Here is a 12,573-nt window from a genome sequence, read left to right on the forward strand (position 1 = left end):
GCTATTCCGACGGTCGGTTCGGCTGCGCGCCGACTCGTGTGATCTGCGTCACATTCCCGTCCTGATCCATCGCCACGCCCTCGCTGCGCGGATCGGCGGCGCCCTGCCAGCGCCCGCCGACGCGCTCGATCGCGTTGGCCTTCAGCCCCAGCGGGGCCGAGCGGACCTTCTCGCCCAGAGCTTCGAGCGCGGGGATCATGGCGTCAAGCTGTGTTCCCTTCTCCACTGTCGCGACCGGGCCCGGCGCATAGACCAGCCCCATCGCGATCGCGTCCTGCGCGCTCAGCTTCCAGTCGACCACGCCGATGATCGCCTTGGCGACCTGCGCAATGATCGTCGGGCCGCCGGCGGCGCCGACGGCAAGGCGAACCTCGCCGTTCGGGGCATAAACGATCGTGGGGGCCATTGAGCTGCGTGGACGTTTGCCGCCTTCGACGCGATTGGCGGCGAGATAGCCCTCGTCCTCGGGCACGATGTCGAAATCGGTGAGCTCGTTGTTGAGCAGCGTGCCGTCGACCGACAGGCCGGAGCCGAACGAACCTTCGATCGTCGTCGTCACCTGGGCGACGTTGCCAGCCGCGTCCGCCACCGAGAGCGAGGTGGTGCCCGCGACTTCGCTTACCGGCGCCTTCACGCGCTTCGGCGCCCCCGGCGGGGTGCCCGCGGCGATGGTCTCCATGCTCTTGTCGGGGCTGATCAGCGCGGAACGGCTCGCGATGTAGTTCGGATCGAGCATCCCCTTGAGCGGGACCTGCACATAATCCGGATCGCCCGTATACATGTTGCGATCGGCATAGGCGAGGCGCGAGCTTTCGGCGAAGAGGTGCCAGGCGACCGGCGAATCCTTGCCGAGCTTGGCCATGTCGAAGCGCTCGAGCTGCTTGAGGATCATTTGCACCGCGATGCCGCCCGAGGAGGGTGGGGCCATCGAGCAGATCCTGTAGCTGCGGTAGGTGCTGCACAGCACCGGGCGATCCTTGGCTTCATAGGCGGCGAGATCGCCGACGGTCATCTTCGACGGGTTACGCGCGGCGTTGTTGACCGTGTTCACCAGCTTCTGCGCCTGCGGTCCAACGTAGAAGCTGTCCGGACCGAGTTTCGCGACGCGCTCGAGGAGAGCGGCTTGCTGCGGATTGCGCACGGTAGCGCCCGTCGCGAAGGGTTTGCCGTCCGGACCGTAGAAGATCGCGCGCACGCCCGCGTCGACGTGTGTGCCGTAGCGGTTGAGCGCGTTGTTGAGCCGTGGCGAGACTGTGAAGCCGTCGCGCGCCAGCCGGATTGCGGGCTCGAACAGCGCAGCCCAGGGCAGCTTGCCGCCGCGCTCGTGCGCCTTCTTCATCGCGCGCAGCGTGCCCGGCACGCCCACGCTGCGTCCGCCGGGAACCGCGTCCCGGATGCCGAGCGGCTTGCCGTCGGCGTAGAACCAGTGCGGGTCCGCCGCCATCGGCGCCGCCTCGCGCCCGTCCACGGTGGTCGTGCGCTTCGCCTTGGCGTCATATTGGACGAAGAAGGCACCGCCGCCGATGCCGGCACTCTGCGGCTCGACCACGTTGAGCGCGAGCATCGTTGCGATCGCCGCGTCGGTAGCGGTGCCGCCCTTGCGGAGGATCTCGACGCCAGCCGCTGCGGCACGCTGGTCTGCGGCACTTACGATGCCCTGAGCCAGGGCGAAATGAGGAACCAGAAGCGCGAGAAGGACGAGGATCAGCTTTTTCATGACGCAGACGTAGCGGGCTTTGGGTCAGGGGCAAAGCGGCGGGGATATGGCATTTTTTGATAGGCCTATAAGCATCTCGCGCACCATTCCGGGACCGCGATAGACCAGCGCGCTATAGACCTGCACCAGGCTCGCCCCGGCTTCGAGCCGCCGCTGCGCCTCGTCGGCGCTGTCGATCCCGCCCGCCGAGATCAGCGGCAGCGCGCCGCCGGCCGCCTCGCGTGCCTCGATCAGCTTGGTCCGGGCAAGATCGGCCAATGGCGCACCCGAGAGCCCGCCGGTCTCGCCCGCTTGGGGCGAACGCAGCGTGGCGGGCCGCGAGATGGTGGTGTTGGAGACGATCAGTGCGTCGATCCGGTTGTCGATGGCCGCGCGCACGGCGCCCTCGATTCCCGCGCGGTCGAGATCGGGCGCGATCTTGAGGAACAAGGGTGTCTTGCCGCGCGCAGCGTCGCAGGTGGCGAGCAACTCGTCCAGCGCTGGCCGCGACTGGAGGTCGCGCAGGCCCGGCGTGTTGGGCGAGCTCACGTTGATCGTGATGTAATCGGCATGCGGCGCGGCCTTGGTCACCCCCAGCGCATAATCGGCGACGCGATCGGCGCTGTCCTTGTTCGCTCCGACGTTGATCCCGAGCACGCCCGCGCGCTTCCTTAACCGTGTGATCCGGGCAAGTGCCGCGTCGATCCCGTCGTTGTTGAATCCCATGCGATTGATCACCGCCTCGTCCTCGACCAGCCGGAACAGCCGCGGACGCGGGTTGCCGGGCTGGGGACGGGGAGTTAGCGTGCCGATCTCGACCGATCCGAAGCCCAGCGCGAACAGTCCGGGAATCGCCTCGGCATTCTTGTCGAGCCCCGCCGCCAGTCCAATTGGGTTTGGAAAGTCGATCCCGGCGATCCGCACACCAATAGATGCTTGGGCGGGGCCAAGAGACGATTTTGTATCCGAGTCGTTTCCGAAGGGTGTCCCCAGCGCTCCCCACAGCGCCAAGGCCTTGATCGTGGCGCGGTGAGCGGTCTCTGGATCGAGTGCGAACAGTGCGGAGCGGAGCGGGTAAGCCATGGAAATCGCTCATTGCACGGGTTCCGCACGTGGCAAAGTGCGCGATGTCGAATCCGTCCAATACATGCCTGTATCATGGGCCTAGAGAGGTGCTGCGACCCGAGGGGTTCCACTTAACGGGGGGAACCCTTTCCACTGGCCCGGCCGAGTTTACTCGGTCGGGCCACTTTTTTCCCCTGCGCGAATGGGATATGCCCGAGCCTCAATAATAAACTGAGGCTGGGGAGCATCAGGAAAAAATGCGGGGCGCTACCAACAGGCGGTTCCCGTCGGAAGCAGGCGGGTCGCCTTCGCCGCAGCCGACGATCGAGCTCAAGCGCGCGACGGGGCGGCTGCTGCCGCACGTGGATTCCTTTTATGTCTATCGCTGCGATGCCGAGGAGATCGAAGGGATCGAGCGTGTCGATCTCGGCCAGATCCGCTTCCTGATCCGCGGCGAGGGCGAGATGACCTTTCCCGACGGCCATGTCGAGCCGCTGCGGCCGATCATGGTCGCCGGACCGGGCAGCGCTGCGGCTACGTATCGGCTCCGCGGGCCGGTGGTGCATTTCGCCGTGGTGCTCCGCGCGATCGGCTGGAAGGCGCTGATCGGCTTGCCCGCGCACAAATACACCGATCACATCATCAACGGCTCCAAGCTGTTCTGCGAACAGGCACCCGCGCTGTGGGAGCGGATGCAGTCGATGGAAACGCTCGAGGAGATGATCTCGGGCATCGCGCCGCTGCTGATCATGCGCCAGGAAGAAGTGAAGCCGGTGCCGGTAGCGCACTATCCGTTCCTGCGCGGCGTGCGCGAATGGGCGGCAACCGAGGGCGCGAGCATCGACGAGCTCTACGCCGCGATCGGCGAATCGAGCGGGCTCGGTGAGCGCCAGGTCCAGCGGCTATGCCTGGAATATTTCGGCGGGCCGCCGACCAAGCTCAAGCGCAAGTTCCGCGCGATCCGCGCTGCGATGAAGATCTACCAAGGCGCGCCGCTAGACGACGTGATCGAGCCCTTCTCCGATCAGTCGCACATGATCAACGAGGTGAAGCACTTCACCGGCTATACGCCTAGCGCCCTGCGCGCGAGCAACGATCCGGCGCTCAAGCTGACGCTCTACAACGAGAATTTCCACATCCTGCCCGACGTCATCCCCGAACCGGTTGACCTTCGGGCCGGTTGAGCCCATCTGCAATCGGACAGAATCGTTCCGATTGTGAGTAGATGCGTCTTTCGAGCCTTGCCGATTATGCCGTGGTGATGATGGCCGCTGCCGCGCGCCATTGCGGCGGCGCGTGCCGGCTCAACGCGACGGCGCTGGCCGGCGAAACCGGGCTGCCGCTGCCGACGGTACAGAAGCTCGTGAGCAAGCTCTCCGCCGCGGGGCTCATCGAGAGCGCTCGCGGCACCGGTGGCGGCTTCCGCCTCGCGCGCCCGGCGGCTGCGATCTCGGTGGCGGACATCGTCGAAGCGATCGAGGGGCCGATTGCGCTCACCGCCTGCGTCGACAGCGGCAAGCATGATTGCACGATCGAGGGCGCGTGCCGCGTCAAACCGCATTGGAATGCCGTCAACGGCGCCGTAAAGGGCGCGCTCGCGGGCATATCGCTCTCCCAACTTTCCGCTCCTCCGGTCGCAGCCGGGGCGCAGCTTCCCGAACCCGGTGACCGGGTCCCGGCGCTTGCCGGGGAACAGGTGTAATATGGCCACGAAGAATGCCGAGGCGCTCGCCGCCGCGAACAAGAAGTACGAATGGGGTTTCGCCTCGGATGTCGAGCAGGAGTTCGCGCCCAAGGGCCTGACCGAGGACACCGTCCGCTACATCAGCGCCAAGAAGGGCGAGCCCGAATGGATGCTCGACTGGCGCCTCAAGGCGTTCCGCATGTGGCAGGAGATGACGCTTCCCGAATGGGCCAAGCTGTCGATCCCGCACATCGACTATCAAAACGCGTATTATTACGCCGAGCCCAAGAAGAAGCCGACGCTCGCGAGCCTCGACGAGCTCGACCCCGAGATCCGGCGGACCTACGAGAAACTGGGCATCCCGATCGAGGAGCAGAAAGTGCTCGCCGGGGTCGAGGGCGCGCGCAAGGTCGCGGTCGACGCAGTGTTCGACAGCGTTTCGGTTGCGACCACCTTCCGCGAGGAATTGAAAGCCGCAGGGGTCATCTTCCTGTCGATCAGCGAGGCGATCCGCGAATATCCAGAACTGGTGAAGAAGTGGCTCGGCAAGGTCGTGCCGGTCCGCGACAATTTCTATTCGGCGCTCAATTCGGCGGTCTTCTCCGACGGCACCTTCGTGTACGTGCCCGAGGGCGTGCGCTGCCCGATGGAGCTCAGCACCTACTTCCGCATCAATGCCGAGAACACCGGCCAGTTCGAGCGCACGCTGATCGTCGCCGACAAGGGTGCCTATGTCTCGTACCTTGAAGGCTGCACCGCGCCGATGCGTGACGAGAACCAGCTCCACGCCGCGGTGGTCGAACTGGTCGCGCTCGACGATGCCGAGATCAAATATTCGACCGTGCAGAATTGGTATCCGGGCGACGAGAACGGCGTCGGCGGTATCTTCAACTTCGTCACCAAGCGCGCGCTGTGCGCCGGCACGAACTCGAAGGTCAGCTGGACGCAGGTCGAGACCGGCAGCGCGATCACCTGGAAATACCCGTCGTGCATCCTCCAGGGCGACGGCTCGGTCGGCGAATTCTATTCGGTCGCGGTCACCAACGGTCGTCAGCAGGCCGATACCGGCACCAAGATGCTTCACCTCGGCAAGAACACGCGCTCGACGATCGTGTCCAAGGGCATCAGCGCCGGGCGCAGCGACAACACGTATCGGGGAAGGGTCCTCGTCCAGGCCGGCGCCGAGAATGTCCGCAACTTCACCCAGTGCGACAGCCTGTTGCTCGGCGATCAATGCGGCGCGCACACCGTTCCCTATATCGAAGTGAAGAACCCCACCGCGCAGATCGAGCACGAAGCGACCACTTCGAAGATCAGCGAGGACCAGATGTTCTACGCGATGCAGCGCGGGCTCGATCAGGAAGCCGCGGTCGCGCTGATCGTCAACGGCTTCGCCCGCGACGTGCTCAAGCAACTTCCCATGGAATTCGCCGTCGAGGCGCAGAAGCTGCTGGGGATTTCGCTCGAGGGCTCGGTGGGATGAGCCGCTTTTTCAACCGTCATGCTGAACTTGTTTCAGCATCCACCGAAACGCGGGCGATGTCGCCCGTGGAGGAGTGGACCCTGAAACAAGTTCAGGGTGACGGAGGGTATGACTGCGCGGATTCGCTTGAATGAGCTTCGCCTTGGCCCTCCTCCTCGCGCTCGTCGCGCAGGACGCCCCCGCGCCGCTCCAGGAGGAGCCGGTGGAGGAGGAAGTCGTGGTCCGCGCCACGCTCGGCCACACGGTGATGCTGTTCGACAAGGGCAGCGACGGGCGCCTGCGCAATTGCCGGGTGATGGTCTCCAGCGGAAGCGAGCGGCGCGACCTGGAGGCCTGCCAGGCGACGCCGGTCTGCTATGCCAAGACCGCCGACGCGGTGACCGAATGCGTCGATCTGGTCGTGCTCGAAAACCGCGCGCCGCTGCCGCAACCCTCGGGCACGGGCAAGCCCGCGGTGTTCGACGTGCCCCAGTTGGTCAAGCCGCGGTCGGAGGCTTCGCCGAACGCGATCGGCCCCAGCGATCCCGGCGAAAACCGCGAGAGCGAGCGCCAGCGCGTCAAGCTGCCGCCGCTGCCCAAGCCACCCGCCGACGAGCCGGTGGTGCGGGTCACTACGGGGAGGGCGGAGTGACCGTCGTGACCGAACCACGCCCGGCTCGGGCGAAGGAGACGAGATGAGTATTGCGTATCTGATGGCAATCGCGCTGCAGGCTTCGGCCGGCGGCGTGGTTGTGGAGAAGGTGCCGCAGATCGGCATCGCGACCAAGCACGCGCGCTGCATCGTGCGGCAGGTGGGCGTCGCCCCCGCTGCCGATCCCGCGCGCGCCGCGAAGATCCAGGAGGCGATCAAGGGCTGCCGCGCCTTCGCCGAGCAGGATTTCGCTGAGGGCCGGATTACCGTCGGCGGCCGTCCGGTCAGCAAGGGCTGGTGGCGCGGGATGCAGGGGACGCTCGACGCCGTGGAAGCCGATATCGCGTCCGCCATCGCCAACCAGAAGCAATACAAGATCGTCTGGGAGCTGCCGGACGGCGCGCGGGTGGATGCCTATGCCGCGCCAGAACCGCTCGAATCGGTCAAGCTGCTGGCGGTGCCGCTGTGATCCTGGTTTCCGCACTTGCGCTACTGGCGCCGCAAGCCGCGTCCGGCGAGGAGCTGGTGATCGCCGGTCGTCCGCAGCCGCTCCGCATCAGCGTCAAGCGCGATCCGCAACAGCGCATCAACGCATGTGAGGTCGTGCAATCGAGTAGTGACGAAGCGTTCGATCGGCTCACCTGCGAAACTGCGGCGGCCTGCTCGCGCGAGGAGGATCGTTCGCTCCAGGCCGTGAAGACTTGCACCCAGGCGGCGATGGCCGCCGTCGATCGCGACCAGTCGGGCGCGAACAGTGAATAGGAAGACGATGCTCAAGATCGACAATCTCCGCGCCGAAATCGACGGCAAGGAAATCCTCAAGGGGCTCAGCCTCGAGGTGAATGCGGGCGAGGTGCACGCCATCATGGGGCCCAACGGCGCCGGCAAATCGACGCTCGGCTATGTGCTCGGCGGGCGCGAGGCCTATGAAGCGACGGGTGGCTCGGTGACCTTCGAGGGGCAGGACCTGCTCGAGATGGAGCCGCACGAGCGCGCTGCGGCAGGGCTTTTCCTCGGCTTTCAATATCCCGTCGAGATCCCCGGCATCTCGAACGTCCAGTTCCTGCGCGAGGCGCTGAACAGCCAGCGCCGCGCGCGTGGCGAGGGGCCGATATCGGGCGCCGAATTCCTCAAGCTCGCCCGCGCTCAGGCCGATGCGCTCGGCATGGACCAGGAGATGCTCAAGCGGCCGGTAAACGTCGGCTTCTCGGGCGGCGAGAAGAAGCGCAACGAGATGGTACAGATGGGTATCCTCTCGCCGAAGCTGGCGATTCTCGACGAGACCGACTCGGGCCTCGACATCGATGCGCTCAAAGCCGTTGGCGAAGGGATCAACCGGATCATGCGCGCGCCCGACAAGGCCGTGCTGCTGATCACCCACTATCAGCGGCTGCTCGATTATGTGCGGCCGGACTTCGTCCATGTCCTCGCCGACGGCCGCATCGTCCGCTCGGGCGGGCCCGAGCTCGCGCACGAGCTCGAAGCGCAGGGCTATGGAGCCGTGGCGGCATGAGCAGCACGCTTCAGATCCTCCCCTGCAAGGGGAGGTGGCAGGCCAAAGGCCTGACGGAGGGGTGTTCCCCTCTCGATGGCGCGACACCCCTCCACCACGCCCTTCGGGCGCGGTCCCCCTTCCCTTGCGGGGGAGGAGTTTCATCGTGACCACGCTCGAACTTCCCTCGCCGCGCTCGGAAGAGTGGCGCTGGGCGGACATGGCTGCACTGCGCGCTGCCGCCGATGCCGAGCCGCGCGACACCGGCCTGAATCCCGCCGACCTGTTCCTCGACATCGACGGCCCCCGGCTGATGTTCGTCGACGGCATGTTCGAACCCGCGCACAGCCGCCCCGGCCGCGTGCAGGTCGCGAAGCTCGCCGCGCAGACCGATCACCCGCTGGGTCAGCTCGCCGAGGGCGAGGGGTGGAGCCTCACGCTCGGCGCGCGCGAGGCCGTCACCAACATCCAGATCGTCCATCTGGGCACCCGCGGCGAGAACCATGTCCCCGCGCGCATCCTGCTCCAGGAGGACGCCGTCGCCTCGGTGGTTGAAACCTATGCCGGTGCCGGCTGGGCCAACCGGCTGACCCAGATCGTGCTCGGCCGCGGTGCCCGGCTGATGCGCTCAGTGCGGCTGCTCCAGGACGACGGCTTCGTCTCGCTGCGCGAAGAGGCCGAGATCGGCGAGGCGGCGAGCCTCGCTTCGATCTTCCTCGGCGCGGGCGGCATGGGCAGCCGGATTGACGGCGCGCTGACGCTGACCGGCAAGGGCGCCTTCGCCGAGATGGGCGGCGCGCTGCTCACCTCCGGCACGCAGAAGCAGGAAGCCGCGGTCGCGGTGCGGCACGAAGCGGTGGAAGGTACGTCGCGTCAACTGTGGCGCGCGGTCGCCGCCGACCGCTCGGCCGCGAGCCTGGCCGCACGGGTCGAGGTCGCGCGCGGTGCGCAGCAGACCGACGGAGAGCAGTCGCTCCGCGGCCTGCTCCTCCAGCGCTCGGCGACGGTGAATTTGAAGCCCGAGCTCGAAATCTTCGCCGACGACGTGAAGTGCGCGCACGGCGCCACGGTGGGCGAGCTCGACCGCCGCGCGCTCTTCTACCTCCAGAGCCGCGGCGTCACCGAAGCGCGCGCCAAGGCGCTGCTCACCCGCGCCTTCGTGGCCGACGCGGTGTCGCGGATCGGCGAGGAAGCCGTGCGCGACGCGTTCGAGGCTGATGCCGACAGGTGGCTGGAGAGTGCGTTGTGAGCGTTGCGACCGACACCCGCCCCCTCGACGTTCTCGCCGACTTCCCGGCGATCCCCGCGGGCTGGGCCTATCTCGACACGGCTGCTACTGCGCAAAAGCCGCGCCCGGTGATCGACGCGATTACCCGCGGTTATGGCGAGACCTACGCCACGGTCCACCGCGGCGTATACCAGCGCTCGGCCGACATGACGCTTGCGTTCGAGGCCGCCCGCGCCCGCGTCGCGAAGTTTATCGGCGGCAAGCCCGAGGAAGTCGTTTTCGTCCGCGGCGCGACTGAGGGGATCAACCTCGTCGCGCAGTGCTGGGCGGCGACTCAGCTCAAGGCCGGCGACCGCATCCTGCTCTCGACGCTCGAGCACCACTCGAACATCGTCCCCTGGCAAATGGCGGCCGAGCGCGTCGGCGCGATCATCGACGTGGTGCCGCTCACGCCCGATCATCGCATCGACCTCGACGCGATGGCGGCGATGCTCACTGAACGCCACAAGCTCGTCGCGCTCGCGCATGTCTCGAACGTGCTCGGATCGGTGCTCGACGTGCGCCGCGCCGGCGATCTCGCCCATTCGGTCGGCGCTAAGATCCTGCTCGACGGCTGCCAGGCAGTGCCCCGCATGGCAATCGACGTCGCCGCGCTCGGCTGCGACTTCTACGTCTTCTCTGGCCACAAGCTCTACGGGCCCACCGGCATCGGCGTACTCTGGGGCCGTTACGAATTGCTCGACGCGATGCCGCCCTATCAGGGCGGCGGCTCGATGATCGATCGCGTGACCTTCGAGCGCACCACCTATGCGCCGCCCCCGGGCCGGTTCGAAGCCGGGACGCCGCACATCGTGGGCGTCGTCGGTCTCCATGCTGCAATCGATTACGTCGATTCGATCGGGCTCGACCGCATCCACGCCCACGAAACTGCGCTGGTCCGCGAGGCGCGCACGGCGCTTTCGCAGATCAACAGCGTCCGGCTGTTCGGTCCCGAGGACAGCGCCGGAATCGTCAGTTTCGCGGTCGAGGGGGTGCATCCGCACGATGTCGCCACCATCTTGGACGAGGGCCAGGTGGCGATCCGCGCGGGTCATCACTGCGCGCAGCCGCTGATGGACGCGCTCGGCGTGCCTGCCACGGCACGGGCGAGCTTCGGGGTATATAATGGCGCGGGCGATATTGCTGCGCTGATCAAGGGTGTCGAGCGAGTGACGAGGATCTTCGGGTGAACGAGGAACGCAAGATCGCGATCGAGGAAGTGGAGGCCGTTGAGGCACCGCCCAAGGCGCGCGTGGACGACGCCTTCGATGCGCCCACCGAAGCACCGGCAGGCGTGCGCGACGCTTACGAGCGCAAGCGCGACTATCTCACCGGCTTCCTGTCGCAGAAGCCCGAGCCGCTTTCGGGCACCGAGCCGGGCGGCGAGCTCTACGAAGCGGTGATCGATGCGCTCAAGGAGATCTACGATCCCGAGATCCCGGTGAACATCTATGATCTCGGGCTGATCTACGGTGTCGACATCACCGCCGACGGCCATGCCGCGGTGACGATGACGCTCACCACGCCGCATTGCCCGGTGGCGGAATCGATGCCAGGCGAAGTCGAGCTGCGCGTGGGTTCGGTTCCGGGCGTCGGCACTGCCGAGGTCAACCTCGTCTGGGATCCGCCGTGGGACCCGCAGAAGATGAGCGACGAGGCTAAGCTCGAACTGGGGATGCTGTGATGACTGACACCAAGACCCGCGCCCGCCCCGCCGCGCTCCTCCTCACCGAGCGTGCGGAGAAGCGCATCGCGGAGCTGATGGCCAAGGCGCCCGAGGGCGTGGTGGGCGTCAAGCTCTCGACGCCGCGCCGCGGCTGCTCGGGACTTGCCTATTCGGTCGACTATGTCACCGAAGCCAAACCCTTCGACGAGCGGATCCAAACCCCCGGCGGCACCTTCTTCGTCGACGGCGGCTCGGTGCTCTACCTGATCGGCTCGACGATGGACTGGGTGGAGGACGATTTCACCGCCGGCTTCGTCTTCGAGAATCCCAACGCCAAGGGCAGCTGCGGCTGCGGCGAGAGCTTTACGGTCTGAGCTTTTCCACCGTTCGTCCCCGGACTTTGATCCGGGGTTGTCGGAGCACCGTTCTTTTCTTCTGCGCGCCGACGGGTAGAAGGCAGCCCTTCGACAAGCTCAGGGCGAACGGATGTTTTGCCCCCCGTACAGGAGAGCCCATGCCCTATCCCCAGCCCTGGCACGCCGATCCCGCCCGCTACGACGGGCGCATGCCGTACCGCCGCTGCGGCCGTTCGGGGCTAGACCTTCCTGCGATCAGCCTCGGGCTCTGGCAGAATTTCGGCGGCACCGATGTGTTCGAAACCGGCCGCGCAATACTGCGTCGGGCATTCGACCGCGGCGTCACGCACTTCGATCTCGCGAACAACTATGGCCCGCCCTACGGCTCGGCCGAGGAGAATTTCGGGCGCATGATGGCGACCGACTTCGCCGGCCACCGCGACGAGCTGGTGATCTCCACCAAAGCCGGCTGGGACATGTGGCCCGGACCGTATGGCGACGTCGGCGGCTCGCGGAAATATCTCATCGCCTCATGCGACCAGAGCCTCCAGCGGATGGGGCTCGACTATGTCGACATCTTCTATTCGCACCGCGTAGATCCCAAGACCCCGCTCGAGGAAACGATGGGCGCGCTCGCGCACATCCACGCGCAGGGCAAGGCGCTTTATGTCGGCATCTCCTCCTATTCCCCTGAGCTGACGCGCAAGGCGGCGGCGATCCTCGCCGAATACAAGGTGCCGCTGCTCATCCACCAACCGAGCTATTCGATGCTCAACCGCTGGATCGAACAGGAGCTGCTCGATACGCTGGGCGAGCTCGGCACCGGCTGCATCGCCTTCTCACCGCTCGCGCAGGGGATGCTCACGTCCAAATATCTGGGCGGCGTCCCCGCGGACGCGCGCGCGGCGCGGGGCGGCTCGCTCGGCCAGCACCTGCTGAGTGAAGCCAACCTGGCGCACATCCGCGCCCTGAACGCGATTGCTGAGCGGCGCGGGCAGACGCTCGCGCAGATGGCGATCGCCTGGGTGCTGCGCGACCCGCGTGTCACCTCCGCGCTGATCGGCGCGCGCACCGTCCAGCAGCTCGACGATTCGCTCGATGCCGTGAACAATCTGGGCTTCACCGCCAGCGAACTGGCCGAGATCGACGCGCACGCCACCGAAGGCGGGATCGACCTGTGGAAAGTCTCTTCCTCGCTGGAGGAACTGCCGGCCTCCCGCGCCGGTTGAGCTG

14 protein-coding genes are annotated in these 12,573 nt (G+C 66.6%); 12 read left to right on the top strand and 2 right to left on the bottom strand.

What is annotated here, in order from left to right; genetic code table 11:
- Window position 1 precedes the first annotated feature (1 nt).
- Window positions 2-1,717 (bottom strand): gamma-glutamyltransferase, encoded by a 1,716-nt coding sequence (gene ggt, locus ACMGDH_RS06780; RefSeq protein WP_436827136.1) that lies wholly within the window; start codon window positions 1,715-1,717, stop codon window positions 2-4.
- Between the two features lie 24 nt (window positions 1,718-1,741).
- Entirely contained in the window at window positions 1,742-2,779 is a 1,038-nt protein-coding gene (locus ACMGDH_RS06785; protein WP_436827137.1) for a quinone-dependent dihydroorotate dehydrogenase, read from the bottom strand.
- A gap of 239 nt (window positions 2,780-3,018) precedes the next feature.
- On the opposite strand from ACMGDH_RS06785, the gene ACMGDH_RS06790 reads away from it, so the two are divergent.
- The 12 genes from ACMGDH_RS06790 to mgrA all read left to right on the top strand — a co-directional run bounded on the left by ACMGDH_RS06790 (window position 3,019) and on the right by mgrA (window position 12,569).
- Window positions 3,019-3,945 (top strand): AraC family transcriptional regulator, encoded by a 927-nt coding sequence (locus ACMGDH_RS06790; protein WP_436827138.1) that lies wholly within the window; start codon window positions 3,019-3,021, stop codon window positions 3,943-3,945.
- Window positions 3,946-3,986: 41 nt separating this feature from the next.
- Window positions 3,987-4,463 carry an SUF system Fe-S cluster assembly regulator gene (locus ACMGDH_RS06795; RefSeq protein WP_436827139.1) on the top strand — a complete coding sequence of 159 codons (477 nt, stop codon included), beginning with the start codon at window positions 3,987-3,989 and terminating at the stop codon, window positions 4,461-4,463.
- A gap of 1 nt (window position 4,464) precedes the next feature.
- Window positions 4,465-5,928, top strand: a complete 1,464-nt coding sequence (sufB, locus tag ACMGDH_RS06800) for a Fe-S cluster assembly protein SufB (protein ID WP_436827140.1) — start codon at window positions 4,465-4,467, stop codon at window positions 5,926-5,928.
- A 130-nt stretch (window positions 5,929-6,058) separates the two neighbouring features.
- Window positions 6,059-6,559: a hypothetical protein gene (locus tag ACMGDH_RS06805; RefSeq protein ID WP_436827141.1), complete on the top strand. Its 501-nt coding sequence runs from the start codon at window positions 6,059-6,061 to the stop codon at window positions 6,557-6,559.
- A gap of 43 nt (window positions 6,560-6,602) precedes the next feature.
- On the top strand, window positions 6,603-7,028 hold the full coding sequence (locus tag ACMGDH_RS06810) for a hypothetical protein (protein ID WP_436827142.1): 426 nt from the start codon (window positions 6,603-6,605) through the stop codon (window positions 7,026-7,028).
- Complete coding sequence (locus tag ACMGDH_RS06815; protein WP_436827143.1) at window positions 7,025-7,321, top strand: hypothetical protein; 297 nt, start codon at window positions 7,025-7,027, stop codon at window positions 7,319-7,321. Before ACMGDH_RS06810 ends, ACMGDH_RS06815 begins: the two co-directional genes overlap by 4 nt.
- Window positions 7,322-7,328: 7 nt before the next feature.
- Complete coding sequence (sufC, locus tag ACMGDH_RS06820) at window positions 7,329-8,072, top strand: Fe-S cluster assembly ATPase SufC (protein ID WP_436827244.1); 744 nt, start codon at window positions 7,329-7,331, stop codon at window positions 8,070-8,072.
- A 145-nt stretch (window positions 8,073-8,217) separates the two neighbouring features.
- Window positions 8,218-9,300 carry a SufD family Fe-S cluster assembly protein gene (locus ACMGDH_RS06825; RefSeq protein WP_436827144.1) on the top strand — a complete coding sequence of 361 codons (1,083 nt, stop codon included), beginning with the start codon at window positions 8,218-8,220 and terminating at the stop codon, window positions 9,298-9,300.
- Window positions 9,297-10,508 (top strand): cysteine desulfurase, encoded by a 1,212-nt coding sequence (locus ACMGDH_RS06830; protein WP_436827145.1) that lies wholly within the window; start codon window positions 9,297-9,299, stop codon window positions 10,506-10,508. Before ACMGDH_RS06825 ends, ACMGDH_RS06830 begins: the two co-directional genes overlap by 4 nt.
- A complete protein-coding gene (locus ACMGDH_RS06835; RefSeq protein WP_436827146.1) occupies window positions 10,505-11,002 on the top strand; it encodes an SUF system Fe-S cluster assembly protein in 498 nt (165 codons plus the stop codon). Before ACMGDH_RS06830 ends, ACMGDH_RS06835 begins: the two co-directional genes overlap by 4 nt.
- Window positions 11,002-11,358 (top strand): HesB/IscA family protein, encoded by a 357-nt coding sequence (locus ACMGDH_RS06840; RefSeq protein WP_436827147.1) that lies wholly within the window; start codon window positions 11,002-11,004, stop codon window positions 11,356-11,358. Before ACMGDH_RS06835 ends, ACMGDH_RS06840 begins: the two co-directional genes overlap by 1 nt.
- Before the next feature lie 140 nt (window positions 11,359-11,498).
- The gene (mgrA, locus tag ACMGDH_RS06845) at window positions 11,499-12,569 is read left to right on the top strand and encodes an L-glyceraldehyde 3-phosphate reductase (protein ID WP_436827148.1); all 1,071 of its coding nucleotides are present in this window, start codon (window positions 11,499-11,501) and stop codon (window positions 12,567-12,569) included.
- The last annotated feature ends 4 nt before the right edge of the window (window positions 12,570-12,573 follow it).

The sequence above is a fragment of the Sphingomonas radicis genome, assembly GCF_051400635.1.
In the GTDB taxonomy this organism is placed as follows: Bacteria; Pseudomonadota; Alphaproteobacteria; order Sphingomonadales; family Sphingomonadaceae; genus Sphingomonas.

What these genes read in the sequence shown, in the direction of transcription:
- ACMGDH_RS06810 (WP_436827142.1), top strand. Translation starts at nt 6,603, where the DNA reads ATGAGTATTGCGTATCTGATGGCAATCGCGCTGCAGGCTTCGGCCGGC.
- ACMGDH_RS06785 (WP_436827137.1), bottom strand. Translation starts at nt 2,779, where the DNA reads ATGGCTTACCCGCTCCGCTCCGCACTGTTCGCACTCGATCCAGAGACC.
- ACMGDH_RS06795 (WP_436827139.1), top strand. Translation starts at nt 3,987, where the DNA reads ATGCGTCTTTCGAGCCTTGCCGATTATGCCGTGGTGATGATGGCCGCT.
- ACMGDH_RS06840 (WP_436827147.1), top strand. Translation starts at nt 11,002, where the DNA reads ATGACTGACACCAAGACCCGCGCCCGCCCCGCCGCGCTCCTCCTCACC.
- ggt (WP_436827136.1), bottom strand. Translation starts at nt 1,717, where the DNA reads ATGAAAAAGCTGATCCTCGTCCTTCTCGCGCTTCTGGTTCCTCATTTC.
- sufB (WP_436827140.1), top strand. Translation starts at nt 4,465, where the DNA reads ATGGCCACGAAGAATGCCGAGGCGCTCGCCGCCGCGAACAAGAAGTAC.
- mgrA (WP_436827148.1), top strand. Translation starts at nt 11,499, where the DNA reads ATGCCCTATCCCCAGCCCTGGCACGCCGATCCCGCCCGCTACGACGGG.
- ACMGDH_RS06805 (WP_436827141.1), top strand. Translation starts at nt 6,059, where the DNA reads ATGAGCTTCGCCTTGGCCCTCCTCCTCGCGCTCGTCGCGCAGGACGCC.
- ACMGDH_RS06790 (WP_436827138.1), top strand. Translation starts at nt 3,019, where the DNA reads ATGCGGGGCGCTACCAACAGGCGGTTCCCGTCGGAAGCAGGCGGGTCG.
- sufC (WP_436827244.1), top strand. Translation starts at nt 7,329, where the DNA reads ATGCTCAAGATCGACAATCTCCGCGCCGAAATCGACGGCAAGGAAATC.